This is a genomic window from Serinicoccus chungangensis (genome assembly GCF_006337125.1).
Classification (GTDB): Bacteria; Actinomycetota; Actinomycetes; order Actinomycetales; family Dermatophilaceae; genus Ornithinicoccus; species Ornithinicoccus chungangensis.
Genome location: NZ_CP040887.1, coordinates 2,455,384 through 2,469,944, shown reverse-complemented (window position 1 = coordinate 2,469,944; position 14,561 = coordinate 2,455,384). Strand labels below are relative to the sequence as shown.

Genomic DNA, 14,561 nt, shown 5'->3' with positions numbered 1-14,561 from the left:
CACTGCTACTCACCCCCACCACCCCTGGTGTTATCGTCGGGGGCGACTCATGCTCGCCTCCCCGGGCGCGTCGTCGACCGCGACGACCGGCGTCGGGGGAGACCCACAGGAGGACCTGAATGCTCTCCGCCTTCGTGCGCGCGTTCAAGACGCCGGATCTTCGCAAGAAGATCCTCTTCACGCTCGCGATCATGGCGCTGTACCGGCTCGGGACGCACATCCCGACGCCCGGCGTCGACTACGGCCTCGTGCAGCAGTGCCTCAACACCGCCGAGCTGTCGGGCAACGTGCTGGGCATGGTCAACCTGTTCTCGGGCGGGGCCATGGTGCAGCTGTCCATCTTCGCGCTCGGGATCATGCCCTACATCACCGCGGCGATCATCGTGCAGCTGCTCACCGTCGTCATCCCGCGCTTCGAGCAGCTGAAGAAGGAGGGGCAGTCGGGTCAGACCAAGATGACCCAGTACACCCGCTACCTCACCATCGGCCTCGCGGTCCTCCAGGCGTCCACGCTCGTGACCATCGCCCGCGAGCCGGCCCGGCTCTTCGGGGCGACGTGCACCTCGGTGATGCCGGACGAGAGCATCTGGACGCTGGCGCTCATGGTGCTCACGATGACGGCGGGCACCGGGCTCATCATGTGGCTGGGGGAGCTCATCACCGAGAAGGGCGTCGGCAACGGGATGTCGCTGCTGATCTTCATCTCCATCGCGGCCGGCTTCCCCGCGGCCCTCGGCGCCATCTACCAGGGCTCGGTGACGACCTTCGTGCTCGTCATGCTGCTCGGGCTGGTCATCATGACGCTCGTCGTCTACGTCGAGCAGTGCCAGCGCCGGATCCCGGTGCAGTACGCCAAGCGGATGGTGGGTCGACGGCAGTACGGCGGGACCTCCACGTACATCCCGCTCAAGCTCAACATGGCCAACGTCATCCCCATCATCTTCGCCAGCTCGATCCTCATGCTCCCCTCGCTGCTGGCCAACTTCAACCGGCCGACGGAGCCGGGGGCCACCGCGCCGGCCTGGGTGGGCTTCATCGACCGCTACCTGTCCATGGGCGCGACCGGCTCCGGCACCCACTGGGTCTACATGCTGCTCTACGCGGCCATGATCATCTTCTTCTGCTTCTTCTACACCTCGGTGACCTTCAACCCGACCGAGGTGGCGGACAACATGAAGCGGTACGGCGGCTTCATCCCGGGCATCCGGGCCGGCCGTCCCACCGCCGAGTACCTCGAGTACGTCATCAACCGCATCACCACCCCCGGCGCGCTCTACCTCGCCGGCCTGGCCGTCATCCCGCTGATTGCGTTCAACGTCATGGGGGTGGCCAACTTCCCGCTGGGTGGCGCCTCCATCCTCATCATCGTGGGCGTCGGACTGCAGACGGTGAAGCAGATCGAGTCCCAGCTCCAGCAGCACGACTACGAAGGGTTCCTCCGCTGATGCGCCTCATCCTGCTCGGGCCCCCCGGTGCCGGCAAGGGCACCCAGGCCGCCCACGTGTCCGCCTCCCACGGCATCCCCGCCATCTCCACGGGCGACATCTTCCGGGCCAACATCAAGGAGGAGACCGACCTCGGGCTGCAGGTCAAGCAGATCACGGCCTCCGGCGGCTACGTCCCCGACGAGATCACCAACGCGATCGTGCGCGACCGTCTGGCCCGGCCCGACGCGGCCGCCGGCTTCCTGCTGGACGGGTACCCCCGTACCACCGGGCAGGTCGAGGCGCTGGACGAGATGCTCGGTGACGCCGGCCACCAGCTGGACGTCGTGGTGGAGCTGACGGTCGACACGGACGAGGTCGTGCAGCGACTGCTCGCCCGGGCCCAGGAGCAGGGCAGGGCGGACGACACCGAGGACGTCATCCGCGAGCGCATGCGGATGTACGCCGAGGAGACGGCACCGCTCGCCGCCCACTACAAGGCGCGGGGCCTGCTCCGGCGGGTCGACGGCATGGGGGCCGTCGAGGAGGTCACCGGCCGCATCGAGTCCGCCCTGGCTCAGGTGCCCGCCTCCGCCACCGGCACGCCGGGCGTCGCCGGCGAGGGCTGATGTCCTTCCTCCGGCGTCGGCCCCGCATCGAGGCCAAGACCCCGGACCAGCTCGTCGCCATGCGGCGGGCCGGGGTGGTCGTGGCCCGGACGCTGGCCCTGGCCGTCGAGCGCGCCGTGGCCGGCACGACCACGCGTGAGCTCGACACCCTGGCCGAGAACGCCATCCGGGGGGCCGGTGCGACCCCGAGCTTCCTCGGGTACCACGGCTTCACCGGGAGCCTGTGCATCTCGGTCAACGACGAGGTGGTGCACGGCATCCCGGGGACACGCGTCCTGGTCGACGGCGACCTGGTGTCCATCGACTGCGGGGCGATCGTCGAGGGCTGGCACGGGGATGCCGCGGTCAGCCTCGTCGTCGGCGGGCGGGAGCAGGGCTCCGCCGCCGACCTCGCCCTCATGGACGACACGGAGGCCTCGCTGTGGGCCGGGATCGCGGCGCTACGACCCGGGGGCCGGCTGTACGCCGTGGGGCACGCGGTGGAGGAGTCGGTCGACGCGGCCCTGGAGCGGCGTCGTCGCGCGGGTGTGCCGGGGGTGGAGGCCTACGGGATCCTCGAGGACTACACGGGTCACGGGATCGGCCGGGAGATGCACATGGACCCGCACGTCCCCAACTACGGGGTCACCTCGAGCGGCCCGACGGTCCCCTCGGGCGCCACCTTCGCCATCGAGCCGATGGTCACCCTCGGCAGCATCGAGACGCGGACCCTGGCCGACGACTGGACGGTCGTCACCTCGGACGGCAGCCGCGCCGCCCACTGGGAGCACACCGTGGCGGTCACCGACGCGGGGTCCTGGGTGCTCACGGCCCTGGACGGGGGAGAGGCTGGGCTCGCCCGGGTCGGGGTCGACTTCGCCCCGCTCTCCGACTGACCCCGCCGTCCGGGCGATTGGCCTTGGGGTTGCCGGTCCCGTAGGATGGTGCGTCGGCCCTGCGTGGGCCGAGTCCAGTGCAAATCCAGGGAATGTGGAGGACATGGCGAAGAAGGACGGCGTCATTGAGATCGAGGGCACGGTTGTCGAGGCCCTCCCGAACGCGAACTTCCGGGTCGAGCTCACCAACGGTCACGTGGTGCTGGCTCACATCTCCGGCAAGATGCGGCAGCACTACATCCGGATCCTCCCCGAGGACCGGGTCGTGGTGGAGCTCAGCCCGTACGACCTGACCCGCGGTCGCATCGTCTTCCGCTACCGCTGAGGTCCGGGGCCCTCGGGCCACGGTCCCCACCACTCCCCGCACAGATCCACTCCACCGAAGGCAGGAAGCCATGAAGGTTCAGCCGAGCGTGAAGAAGATCTGCGACAAGTGCAAGGTGATCCGCCGTCATGGGCGGGTCATGGTGATCTGCGACAACCTGCGCCACAAGCAGCGCCAGGGCTGAGCAGACCACCACCCACCGCACGCGTCGCAGCTTCGATGCGTCGACGACCACAACTGCATACCGTCACCACCCAGATGACGCAGCACCCGACCCCCGCCGACCGGCGGGACGTCACCCCTGGCCGCGAGAGCCGGGGACCGCGGGCGACCGAGCCCACCAGACGATGCGGACCGGTGCTGCACCAGACTCTCGCACGACTCCCAAGGAGCACTGCCACATGGCACGACTCATCGGTGTCGACCTGCCGCGCGACAAGCGCGTCGAGGTCGCTCTCACCTACATCTTCGGCGTGGGCCGCACCCGCGCCGAGCAGACTCTCCAGGCCACGGGTGTCGACCCGTCGACCCGGGTCAAGGACCTGACGGAAGAGCAGCTGGTCTCCCTGCGCGACCACCTCGAGGCCAGCTTCCGCCTCGAGGGCGACCTCCGCCGCGAGGTCGCCGCCGACATCCGCCGCAAGGTGGAGATTGGCAGCTACCAGGGGCTGCGGCACCGCCGCGGCCTCCCGGTGCACGGTCAGCGCACCAAGACCAACGCGCGCACCCGCAAGGGACCCAAGCGCACCGTCGCCGGCAAGAAGAAGGCCGGCAAGTAGACCGTCTCGGGCCCCGCCCCTGACCTGCCGCTCCCGCGCCGTCCCCACCGGGACGACCCGCCGGACGCGGACCCCAGAAGTCTTGCTCTTCCGCTAGGAGAAACCACATGCCCCCCAAGAGCCGTCAGGCCACCGGCGCACGCAAGGTGCGCCGCAAGGAGAAGAAGAACGTCGCCTTCGGGCAGGCTCACATCAAGAGCACGTTCAGCAACACCATCATCTCGATCACCGACCCGACCGGTGCCGTCATCGCCTGGTCCTCCTCGGGCCAGGTCGGCTTCAAGGGGTCGCGCAAGTCGACCCCCTACGCCGCCCAGATGGCCGCCGAGGCCGCCGCGCGTCGCGCGATGGACCACGGCATGAAGAAGGTCGACGTCTTCGTCAAGGGTCCGGGCTCGGGTCGCGAGACCGCGATCCGCTCGCTGACCGCGGCCGGCCTCGAGGTCGGCGCGATCTCCGACGTGACGCCGCAGGCGCACAACGGCGTCCGCCCGCCCAAGAAGCGTCGCAACTGACCGCCCCGGAAGGAACAAGGTAGACACATCATGGCCCGTTACACCGGACCCATCACCAAGAAGTCCCGCCGGCTCAAGGTCGACCTGGTCGGCGGCGACAAGAACTTCGACCTGCGCCCCTTCCCCCCGGGGCAGCACGGCCGCCGTCGCAGCCAGGAGAAGGAGTACCTCACCCAGCTGCAGGAGAAGCAGAAGGCCCGCTTCACCTACGGCGTCATGGAGAAGCAGTTCCGCCGCTACTACGCGGAGGCGGCCCGCCGCCCCGGCAAGACCGGCGCCAACCTGCTCATCATCCTGGAGTCCCGCCTCGACAACGTCGTCTACCGCGCCGGCCTGGCGCGGACCCGCCGCGCCGCCCGCCAGCTGGTGACCCACGGTCACTTCCTGGTCAACGGCAAGCGGGTCGACGTGCCCAGCTACCGCGTCGAGCAGTACGACATCGTCGAGGTCCGGCCGCAGTCGGTCGAGACGTTCCCCTTCGAGCTGGCCCGCCAGACCTACGGGGACCGGCCGGTCCCCGCCTGGATGAAGGTCGTGCCGGGGTCGCTGAAGATCCTCATCCACCAGCTGCCGACCCGTGAGCAGATCGACACGATCCTCACCGAGCAGCTCATCGTGGAGCTCTACTCCAAGAACTAGTCGGGTGGGGGACCCTGCGTCCCCCACCTCCCCCTCGAGGGTGGCGCGGTGCCTACGGGCCCGCGCGCCCTCGAGGCTCCGTGAGGTCTCGCCGCGCTCCGCCCGGCGGTCTCCCGGACCTCCCGGCACACGGACAGAGGTGTGCCGGGCTCGTGCACGCGGCGTCATATAGCGGTCGCCCGTGGAAAGGAACGAAACGTGCTCATCGCACAGCGCCCCACCCTCACCGAGGAGGTCGTCTCCGACAGCCGCTCCCGGTTCTCCCTCGAGCCGCTGGAGCCTGGCTTCGGCTACACCCTCGGCAACTCCCTGCGCCGGACCCTGCTGTCCAGCATCCCCGGTGCGTCCCTGACCAGCATCCGGATCGACGGCGTGCTCCACGAGTTCTCTACGATCCCGGGGGTCAAGGAGGACGTCACCGAGGTCATCCTCAACCTCAAGTCCCTGGTCGTCTCGAGCGAGTTCGACGAGCCGGTCGTGATGTACCTGCGCAAGCAGGGTGCCGGTGCCGTCACCGCGGCCGACATCGCCCCGCCGGCCGGTGTGGAGGTCCACAACCCGGACCTGCACATCGCCACCCTCGGCGAGTCCGCGTCCCTGGAGATGGAGATGACCGTCGAGCGCGGCCGCGGCTACGTCTCCGCCCAGCTCAACAAGTCCGGTGACCAGGAGATCGGGCGCATCCCCGTCGACTCCATCTACTCCCCGGTCCTCGCCGTGACCTACAAGGTCGAGGCGACCCGTGTCGAGCAGCGCACCGACTTCGACCGCCTCGTGCTGGACATCGAGACCAAGAGCTCCATGGCGCCCCGCGACGCCGTCGCCTCCGCGGGCCGCACCCTCGTCGAGCTCTTCGGGCTGGCCCGCGAGCTCAACGTCGAGGCCGAGGGCATCGAGATCGGCCCGTCCGCGGGGGAGGGCGCCCTGGCGTCCGACCTGGCGCTGCCGATCGAGGAGCTCGACCTCACCGTGCGGTCCTACAACTGCCTGAAGCGCGAGGGCATCCACAGCGTGGGTGAGCTCGTCGGCCGCAGCGAGGCCGACCTGCTCGACATCCGCAACTTCGGCGCGAAGTCGATCGACGAGGTCAAGGACAAGCTGGCGGAGATGGGCCTGGCCCTCAAGGACAGCCCGCCCGGGTTCGAGGGTGCGGCCGCCTACGAGGACGGCACGTACGACGACGAGGGCGACGCCGCCTTCGCCGAGGACGAGCAGTACTGAGACACGAGAAGGCTTAAGGAGAACCCATGCCTGCCCCCAAGAAGGGTCCGCGCCTCGGCGGCGGTCCGGCGCACGAGCGCCTGATCCTGTCCAACCTGGCGACCGCTCTGTTCGAGCACGACCGGATCACCACCACCGAGGCCAAGGCCAAGCGGCTGCGTCCGCTCGCCGAGCGCCTGGTGACCTTCGCCAAGCGCGGAGACCTGCACAACCGTCGCAAGGTCCTCGCCATCGTGCGGGACAAGGGCGTGGTGCACCGGCTGTTCACCGAGATCGCCCCGGACGTCGCCGAGCGTCAGGGTGGATACACCCGGATCACCAAGATCGCCCCGCGCAAGGGCGACAACGCCCCCATGGCGGTCATCGAGCTGGTGCGTGAGCCGATCGAGCGCAAGGCCGTGGTCACCCAGGCCGAGGGTGCCACCCGGCGCTCGGCCAAGGACCGCCAGGCCGCCGCGATCAGCGACGCCGAGCTCGAGGCGGAGGAGCCCACCACCACCGACGCCGCCGAGGTCGACCAGGCCCAGGCCGAGGTCGAGGCCGCCGACGCCGCCGCCGAGCAGGGCGCGGAGCCGGCCGCCGACGGCGAGCTGACCGAGGTCGCGGACAACGAGGCCGCCGACGACACCACCGAGGCCGCGATGGTCTCCGGTGGTGCCGACGACGCCGAGCAGCCGGCCGAGGGCGACGACAGCACGAAGTGAGCCCTCGCGTCCCTGACGCACGGGCGGGCCGCCCATCCCCGGACGGGGGTGGGCGGCCCTCGTCGTCCCCGGCCCGGGGCGCAGGGCAGGATGGACGGGTGCGCATCAGGATCGACCTCGCCTACGACGGCACCGACTTCTCCGGCTGGGCCCGGCAGCCGGGCCTGCGCACGGTGGAGGAGACGCTCGCGCAGGGCCTGGCACGGGTGCTGCGGGTGGATCCGCCGAGGCTGGTGGTCGGGGGCCGGACGGACGCGGGGGTCCATGCCCGGGGGTCGGTCTGCCACCTCGACGTGGAGGAGGAGGTGTGGCGGCGCGTGCCCGGTCGGTCCGACCGTCCGCCCGCCGACGCGCTGGTGACGCGGCTGCGGGGGGTGCTGCCGGCCGACGTCGCGGTGCGGGCGGTCACGGAGGCGCACCCGGACTTCGACGCACGCTTCTCCGCGCTGCGGCGCCGGTACGGCTACCGCCTGCAGGACCGGCCGGGCGGCGCGGACCCGTTGCGCCGGCACGAGACCGTGGTGGTGCGGCACCCGCTCGACGTGGACGCCATGGACGAGGCGGCCCGGACGCTCGTCGGGCTGCGCGACTTCGCCGCCTTCTGCAGACCGAGGGAGGGGGCGACGACCATCCGCACGCTGCTGGACTTCCGGTGGCACCGGGACGACGCCGGCGTCGTCGTGGGGACGGTCGTCGCCGACGCGTTCTGCCACAGCATGGTGCGCGCGCTGGTCGGCGCGGTCGTGCCGGTGGGGGAGGGTCGACGCCCGCCCGGCTGGCCCGAGGAGGTCCAGCGGGCGGGGCGCCGCGACCCCGGGGTGCGGGTGATGCCGGCGCACGGACTCTGCCTGGAGGAGATCACCTACCCCGACTCCGTGGAGGGACAGCGACGGCGGGGCCGGGAGAGCCGGGCCGTCCGCGAGCCGCACCCCGGCTGATCTGGTTGTATGGACGCATGCTGGCCGCCTACGCCGAGAGCCTCCATCCCGACGAGCCGCTGAGCGGGCTGGTCGTCGGCGAGCGCCCGGACCCGCAGGACCGGCCCGGCTGGCGGGTGCTGCCCGTCGTGGCCGCCGGGCTGAACCACCACGACCTGTGGTCCCTGCGCGGGGTGGGGTTGGCGGAGGACCGGCTGCCCATGGTGCTGGGCTGCGACGCGGTGGTGGAGCACCCGGACCTCGGCGAGGTGGTCGTCCACCCCGTGGTCACCGGGACGCCGTCCTGGGAGGGAGACCCCACCCTGGACCCCCGCCGCACCCTGCTGTCGGAGTACCACCAGGGCACGCTGGCCGAGCTCGTCGCCGTGCCGGAGGGCGCCTGGGTCCCTCGCCCGGAGCACCTCACCGCCGTGGAGGCCGCCGCGCTGTGCACCTCGTGGCTCACGGCCTACCGCATGCTCTTCACGCAGGCGCGGGTCCGACCGGGTGACACGGTGCTCGTGCAGGGCGCGGGCGGCGGGGTGTCGACGGCCCTCGTGCAGCTGGGTGCCGCAGCCGGACTGACCGTGTGGGTGACGAGCCGGTCGGAGACCAAGCGGGCGCGTGCCGAGGAGCTGGGGGCTGCGGCGACCTTCGAGACGGGGGAGCGCCTCCCGGCCCGGGTCGACGCGGTGCTCGAGAGCGTGGGGGCCGCCACGTGGTCGCACTCGGTGAACGCGCTGCGGCCGGGCGGCACCCTCGTCATCTGCGGGGCGACGTCGGGGGACGCGCCGGAGAAGGCCGAGCTGACCAAGATCTTCTTCAAGCAGCTGCGGGTACAGGGCTCGACCATGGGGACCCGTGGCGAGCTCGCGGCGCTGGCCCGGCTGGTCTCCCGGGAGGGTCTGCGGCCGGCCGTGGGCGGGGTGTTCCCGCTGGCCGACACCCGGCCGGCGCTGGCCCGTCTGGCGGCCGGCGAGACCGCCGGACAGCTGGGGATCCAGGTGCGGGACGCGGCCGTCGGGGAGTGAGTTTGCACCGCACTCCTGGAGGCGTGTAGTGTTGTACCTCGCGGCCGACGCAGAGCGGAGGACGCGCCAGCAGGACCCAGATTCATCCCCCACGAGGTCGATCCGCACGGATGTGACACCGGGCCGGAGGATCGGGTAGGCTGGAGAGGTTGCCCCGAGCGGGTAAGGACCGACCAGGTCCGGACCGCAGGTGTGTGTCCGATTCTTGAGAACTCAACAGCGTGTTTGTTTTTTGATGCCATGTTTTGTTTGCCATGGCTGGTGCCCGCCCCCGGGTGCTGGTTGTGGTTTTTGTTGGGATCGTTATCTGTTCGGTAATGGTTTTGTTTTTTATCGGAGAGTTTGATCCTGGCTCAGGACGAACGCTGGCGGCGTGCTTAACACATGCAAGTCGAACGATGAAGCGGTGCTTGCACCGTGGATTAGTGGCGAACGGGTGAGTAACACGTGAGTAACCTGCCTTCCACTCTGGGATAAGCGCTGGAAACGGCGTCTAATACTGGATATGACACTGTCTCGCATGGGGTGGTGTGGAAAGATTTAGTTCGGTGGTAGATGGACTCGCGGCCTATCAGCTTGTTGGTGGGGTAATGGCCTACCAAGGCGACGACGGGTAGCCGGCCTGAGAGGGTGACCGGCCACACTGGGACTGAGACACGGCCCAGACTCCTACGGGAGGCAGCAGTGGGGAATATTGCACAATGGGCGCAAGCCTGATGCAGCGACGCCGCGTGAGGGATGACGGCCTTCGGGTTGTAAACCTCTTTCAGCCTTGACGAAGCCTTCGGGTGACGGTAGGGGCAGAAGAAGCACCGGCTAACTACGTGCCAGCAGCCGCGGTAATACGTAGGGTGCGAGCGTTGTCCGGAATTATTGGGCGTAAAGAGCTTGTAGGCGGCTTGTCGCGTCTGCTGTGAAAGCCCGGGGCTTAACTCCGGGTCTGCAGTGGGTACGGGCAGGCTAGAGTGTGGTAGGGGAGACTGGAATTCCTGGTGTAGCGGTGGAATGCGCAGATATCAGGAGGAACACCGATGGCGAAGGCAGGTCTCTGGGCCACTACTGACGCTGAGAAGCGAAAGCGTGGGGAGCGAACAGGATTAGATACCCTGGTAGTCCACGCCGTAAACGTTGGGCGCTAGGTGTGGGTCCCATTCCACGGGGTCCGTGCCGCAGCTAACGCATTAAGCGCCCCGCCTGGGGAGTACGGCCGCAAGGCTAAAACTCAAAGGAATTGACGGGGGCCCGCACAAGCGGCGGAGCATGCGGATTAATTCGATGCAACGCGAAGAACCTTACCAAGGCTTGACATACACCGGACGACTGCAGAGATGTGGTTTCCCTTTGTGGCTGGTGTACAGGTGGTGCATGGTTGTCGTCAGCTCGTGTCGTGAGATGTTGGGTTAAGTCCCGCAACGAGCGCAACCCTCGTTCCATGTTGCCAGCAACACCTTTTGGGTGGTTGGGGACTCATGGGAGACTGCCGGGGTCAACTCGGAGGAAGGTGGGGATGACGTCAAATCATCATGCCCCTTACGTCTTGGGCTTCACGCATGCTACAATGGCCGGTACAAAGGGCTGCGATCCCGTGAGGGGGAGCGAATCCCAGAAAGCCGGTCTCAGTTCGGATTGGGGTCTGCAACTCGACCCCATGAAGTCGGAGTCGCTAGTAATCGCAGATCAGCAACGCTGCGGTGAATACGTTCCCGGGCCTTGTACACACCGCCCGTCAAGTCACGAAAGTCGGTAACACCCGAAGCCGGTGGCCCAACCCTTGTGGAGGGAGCTGTCGAAGGTGGGACTGGTGATTGGGACTAAGTCGTAACAAGGTAGCCGTACCGGAAGGTGCGGCTGGATCACCTCCTTTCTAAGGAGCATCGTGCGCTCCCTGTCCCGGTTCGGGGTGGGGGGTGTGTGCGGCCTCGTGGTGCACCCGAGTGTGGTGTCCGAGGTTGCTTCAGGGTGGAACATCGAAGAGCTGTCGCCCCTGGTGGGGTGGTGTCGCCTGTGGTGAGTACGGGCTGTCCTGGGTGGGTCCTTTCGGGGTCCTGGTCCTGGGGTGGTCGTGGAAAGTCGGGTGGTGCCGCCTGGTGGGGGTGCAAACACGCTGTTGGGTCCTGAGGGATCGGGCCGGCTGGTTCTCTGTCGCACTCCTTGGGTGGGGTGTGGTGGGGGGTTGGTGTGGTCGGGTTGCTCTGGCTGGGGCCACGTGCCGGGTGTCATACCCGCTTCCACCCTGTGAGGGGTGGGGGTGTGCGGTGATGCTGCGGTTGGTGGTGGCTGGTTGTTGGTTGAGAACTGTACAGTGGACGCGAGCATCTGTATCTTTGTTGCTTTTTGTTAAGTTTTTAAGAGCGCACGGTGGATGCCTTGGCACGAGGAACCGAAGAAGGACGTAGGAATCTGCGATAAGCCTCGGGGAGTCGATAACCAGACTGTGATCCGAGGGTGTCCGAATGGGGAAACCCGGCCAGCTTCATCGCTGGTCACCCGCACCTGAATATATAGGGTGTGTGGAGGGAACGTGGGGAAGTGAAACATCTCAGTACCCACAGGAAGAGAAAACAACATGTGATTCCGTGAGTAGTGGCGAGCGAAAGCGGATGAGGCTAAACCGTAGTTGTGTGATACCTGGTAGGGGTTGCAGCTGCGGGGTTGTGGGAGTGGCGCGTACCGGGTCTACCAGCCTGGTGCACAGTAAGAAATCGCGTGGTGTAGGTGAAGGGTCTGGAAAGGCCTGGCGTAGACGGTGAGACCCCGGTAGCCGAAACACCCGTGACTGTGTGTGCCGCCTCCCGAGTAGTACGGGGCCCGAGAAATCCCGTACGAATCTGGCAGGACCACCTGCTAAGCCTAAATATTACCTCGTGACCGATAGCGGACAAGTACCGTGAGGGAAAGGTGAAAAGTACCCCGGGAGGGGAGTGAAATAGTTCCTGAAACCGTGCGCTTACAATCCGTCGGAGCTGCACCTCGTGTGTGGTGACGGCGTGCCTTTTGAAGAATGAGCCTGCGAGTTAGTGCTCAGTGGCGAGGTTAACCCGTGTGGGGAAGCCGTAGCGAAAGCGAGTCCGAACAGGGCGATTGAGTCGCTGGGTCTAGACCCGAAGCGGAGTGATCTACCCATGGCCAGGGTGAAGCGCGGGTAAGACCGCGTGGAGGCCCGAACCCACTTAGGTTGAAAACTGAGGGGATGAGCTGTGGGTAGGGGTGAAAGGCCAATCAAACTCCGTGATAGCTGGTTCTCCCCGAAATGCATTTAGGTGCAGCGTCATGTGTTTCTTGCCGGAGGTAGAGCTACTGGATGGCTGATGGGCCTTACCGGGTTACTGACGTCAGCCAAACTCCGAATGCCGGTAAGTGAGAGCATGGCAGTGAGACTGCGGGGGATAAGCTTCGTAGTCGAGAGGGAAACAGCCCAGATCACCAGCTAAGGTCCCTAAGCGTGTGCTAAGTGGGAAAGGATGTGGAGTTGCGAAGACAACCAGGAGGTTGGCTTAGAAGCAGCCACCCTTGAAAGAGTGCGTAATAGCTCACTGGTCAAGTGATTCCGCGCCGACAATGTAGCGGGGCTCAAGCACACCACCGAAGCTGTGGCATCAGCACTGTAGCTCAGCATCACCTTTCGTGGGTGGTGTTCAGGCGTGTTGATGGGTAGGGGAGCGTCGTGCCGGGAGTGAAGCATCCGAGTGATCGAGGTGTGGATCCGGCACGAGTGAGAATGCAGGCATGAGTAGCGAAAGAAGAGTGAGAAACTCTTCCGCCGAATCACCAAGGGTTCCAGGGTCAAGCTAATCTGCCCTGGGTAAGTCGGGACCTAAGGCGAGGCCGACAGGCGTAGTCGATGGACATCCGGTTGATATTCCGGAACCGGCGAAGAACCGACCCATACCGAATCCGGGGATGCTAAGCGCCTGAAGCCGCCCATGTTTTCGCACCTTCGGGTGCGGGGCCGGGTGGTGGAACGCGTGACCCGAGCTGGTAGTAGGTAAGCGATGGAAGGACGCAGGAAGGTAGCCTCCGCGTGGCGATGGTTGTCCACGTCGAAGAGCGCAGGGCCGGGGAGTGGTAAATCCGCCCCATCAGTGCCCGAGGCTTGATCGTGACCGCGTATGCGGGAAGCAGGGTGATCCTATGCTGCCAAGAAAAGTTCCTAGCGAGGTTCGAGCCGCCCGTACCCCAAACCGACTCAGGTGGTGAGGTAGAGAATACCGAGGCGATCGAGTGAATCGTGGTTAAGGAATTCGGCAAAATGCCCCCGTAACTTCGGGAGAAGGGGGGCCGGACGCGTGAAACCCCTTGCGGGTTAGCGCTGAAGGCCGCAGAGACCAGGGAGAAGCGACTGTTTACTAAAAACACAGGTCCGTGCGAAGTCGCAAGACGATGTATACGGACTGACGCCTGCCCGGTGCTGGAACGTTAAGGGGACGGGTCAACCCATTCGTGGGTGAAGCTCTGAACTTAAGCGCCAGTAAACGGCGGTGGTAACTATAACCATCCTAAGGTAGCGAAATTCCTTGTCGGGTAAGTTCCGACCTGCACGAATGGCGTAACGACTTCTCCACTGTCTCAACCGCGAACTCGGCGAAATTGCACTACGAGTAAAGATGCTCGTTACGCGCAGCAGGACGGAAAGACCCCGGGACCTTTACTATAGCTTGGTATTGGTGTTCGGTACGGCTTGTGTAGGATAGGTGGGAGACTGTGAAACAGCCACGCCAGTGGTTGGGAGTCAACGTTGAAATACCACTCTGGTCGTTCTGGATATCTAACATCGGTCCGTGATCCGGACCAGGGACAGTGCCTGGTGGGTAGTTTAACTGGGGCGGTTGCCTCCTAAAATGTAACGGAGGCGCCCAAAGGTTCCCTCAGCCTGGTTGGTAATCAGGTGTCGAGTGTAAGTGCACAAGGGAGCTTGACTGTGAGACAGACATGTCGAGCAGAGACGAAAGTCGGGACTAGTGACCCGACGGTGGCTTGTGGAAGCGCCGTCGCTCAACGGATAAAAGGTACCCCGGGGATAACAGGCTGATCCTGCCCAAGAGCTCATATCGACGGCATGGTTTGGCACCTCGATGTCGGCTCGTCGCATCCTGGGGCTGGAGTCGGTCCCAAGGGTTGGGCTGTTCGCCCATTAAAGCGGTACGCGAGCTGGGTTTAGAACGTCGTGAGACAGTTCGGTCCCTATCCGCTGCGCGCGTAGGAAACTTGAGGAGAGCTGTCCCTAGTACGAGAGGACCGGGATGGACGAACCACTGGTGTGTCAGTTGTCCTGCCAAGGGCACCGCTGATTAGCTACGTTCGGACGTGATAACCGCTGAAAGCATCTAAGCGGGAAGCACACTTCGAGATGAGGTTTCCATCACCTTCGGGTGGAGAGGCTCCCAGCTAGACTACTGGGTTGATAGGCCGGACGTGGAAGCACAGCAATGTGCGTAGCTGACCGGTACTAATAAGCCGACAACTTAACAAAACCCAAGCTCTCAAAGTCCTACAGACTCAATG

12 protein-coding genes and 2 rRNA genes are annotated in these 14,561 nt (G+C 66.1%); all 14 read left to right on the top strand.

Annotated elements, in window-relative coordinates:
• Positions 1-119 precede the first annotated feature (119 nt).
• The 14 genes from secY to FHD63_RS11185 all read left to right on the top strand — a co-directional run bounded on the left by secY (position 120) and on the right by FHD63_RS11185 (position 14,529).
• Positions 120-1,445, top strand: coding sequence for a preprotein translocase subunit SecY (secY, locus tag FHD63_RS11250; protein ID WP_139722148.1), 1,326 nt, complete (start codon positions 120-122; stop codon positions 1,443-1,445).
• Positions 1,445-2,053: an adenylate kinase gene (locus FHD63_RS11245; protein ID WP_139722147.1), complete on the top strand. Its 609-nt coding sequence runs from the start codon at positions 1,445-1,447 to the stop codon at positions 2,051-2,053. The genes secY and FHD63_RS11245 overlap by 1 nt, the downstream gene beginning before the upstream one ends.
• Positions 2,053-2,928: a type I methionyl aminopeptidase gene (gene map / locus FHD63_RS11240; RefSeq protein WP_139722146.1), complete on the top strand. Its 876-nt coding sequence runs from the start codon at positions 2,053-2,055 to the stop codon at positions 2,926-2,928. The genes FHD63_RS11245 and map overlap by 1 nt, the downstream gene beginning before the upstream one ends.
• A 103-nt stretch (positions 2,929-3,031) precedes the next feature.
• The gene (gene infA, locus FHD63_RS11235) at positions 3,032-3,253 is read left to right on the top strand and encodes a translation initiation factor IF-1 (protein WP_022925313.1); all 222 of its coding nucleotides are present in this window, start codon (positions 3,032-3,034) and stop codon (positions 3,251-3,253) included.
• A gap of 70 nt (positions 3,254-3,323) precedes the next feature.
• Positions 3,324-3,437 carry a 50S ribosomal protein L36 gene (rpmJ, locus tag FHD63_RS11230; RefSeq protein ID WP_022925314.1) on the top strand — a complete coding sequence of 38 codons (114 nt, stop codon included), beginning with the start codon at positions 3,324-3,326 and terminating at the stop codon, positions 3,435-3,437.
• A gap of 217 nt (positions 3,438-3,654) precedes the next feature.
• Positions 3,655-4,032 (top strand): 30S ribosomal protein S13, encoded by a 378-nt coding sequence (gene rpsM / locus FHD63_RS11225; RefSeq protein ID WP_139722145.1) that lies wholly within the window; start codon positions 3,655-3,657, stop codon positions 4,030-4,032.
• A gap of 107 nt (positions 4,033-4,139) precedes the next feature.
• Positions 4,140-4,547, top strand: a complete 408-nt coding sequence (rpsK, locus tag FHD63_RS11220) for a 30S ribosomal protein S11 (RefSeq protein ID WP_058890650.1) — start codon at positions 4,140-4,142, stop codon at positions 4,545-4,547.
• 30 nt (positions 4,548-4,577) lie between these two features.
• On the top strand, positions 4,578-5,186 hold the full coding sequence (gene rpsD / locus FHD63_RS11215; protein ID WP_058890651.1) for a 30S ribosomal protein S4: 609 nt from the start codon (positions 4,578-4,580) through the stop codon (positions 5,184-5,186).
• A 198-nt stretch (positions 5,187-5,384) separates the two neighbouring features.
• Positions 5,385-6,407 (top strand): DNA-directed RNA polymerase subunit alpha, encoded by a 1,023-nt coding sequence (locus FHD63_RS11210; protein WP_139722144.1) that lies wholly within the window; start codon positions 5,385-5,387, stop codon positions 6,405-6,407.
• 26 nt (positions 6,408-6,433) lie between these two features.
• A complete protein-coding gene (rplQ, locus tag FHD63_RS11205; RefSeq protein WP_139722143.1) occupies positions 6,434-7,111 on the top strand; it encodes a 50S ribosomal protein L17 in 678 nt (225 codons plus the stop codon).
• 98 nt (positions 7,112-7,209) lie between these two features.
• Positions 7,210-8,049, top strand: coding sequence for a tRNA pseudouridine(38-40) synthase TruA (gene truA, locus FHD63_RS11200; RefSeq protein WP_139722142.1), 840 nt, complete (start codon positions 7,210-7,212; stop codon positions 8,047-8,049).
• Positions 8,050-8,066: 17 nt separating this feature from the next.
• Positions 8,067-9,059: a zinc-binding dehydrogenase gene (locus FHD63_RS11195; protein WP_139722141.1), complete on the top strand. Its 993-nt coding sequence runs from the start codon at positions 8,067-8,069 to the stop codon at positions 9,057-9,059.
• A gap of 330 nt (positions 9,060-9,389) precedes the next feature.
• A 16S ribosomal RNA gene (locus FHD63_RS11190) occupies positions 9,390-10,923 on the top strand.
• 471 nt (positions 10,924-11,394) lie between these two features.
• Positions 11,395-14,529 (top strand): 23S ribosomal RNA (locus FHD63_RS11185).
• The 16S and 23S rRNA genes sit together here, the layout of an rRNA operon.
• Positions 14,530-14,561: the final 32 nt, after the last annotated feature.

Excerpts from the sequence above, each read along its gene's own strand:
- secY (WP_139722148.1), top strand. The coding sequence starts at position 120 with ATGCTCTCCGCCTTCGTGCGCGCGTTCAAGACGCCGGATCTTCGCAAG.
- FHD63_RS11245 (WP_139722147.1), top strand. The coding sequence starts at position 1,445 with ATGCGCCTCATCCTGCTCGGGCCCCCCGGTGCCGGCAAGGGCACCCAG.
- map (WP_139722146.1), top strand. The coding sequence starts at position 2,053 with ATGTCCTTCCTCCGGCGTCGGCCCCGCATCGAGGCCAAGACCCCGGAC.
- infA (WP_022925313.1), top strand. The coding sequence starts at position 3,032 with ATGGCGAAGAAGGACGGCGTCATTGAGATCGAGGGCACGGTTGTCGAG.
- rpmJ (WP_022925314.1), top strand. The coding sequence starts at position 3,324 with ATGAAGGTTCAGCCGAGCGTGAAGAAGATCTGCGACAAGTGCAAGGTG.
- rpsM (WP_139722145.1), top strand. The coding sequence starts at position 3,655 with ATGGCACGACTCATCGGTGTCGACCTGCCGCGCGACAAGCGCGTCGAG.
- rpsK (WP_058890650.1), top strand. The coding sequence starts at position 4,140 with ATGCCCCCCAAGAGCCGTCAGGCCACCGGCGCACGCAAGGTGCGCCGC.
- rpsD (WP_058890651.1), top strand. The coding sequence starts at position 4,578 with ATGGCCCGTTACACCGGACCCATCACCAAGAAGTCCCGCCGGCTCAAG.
- rplQ (WP_139722143.1), top strand. The coding sequence starts at position 6,434 with ATGCCTGCCCCCAAGAAGGGTCCGCGCCTCGGCGGCGGTCCGGCGCAC.
- FHD63_RS11195 (WP_139722141.1), top strand. The coding sequence starts at position 8,067 with ATGCTGGCCGCCTACGCCGAGAGCCTCCATCCCGACGAGCCGCTGAGC.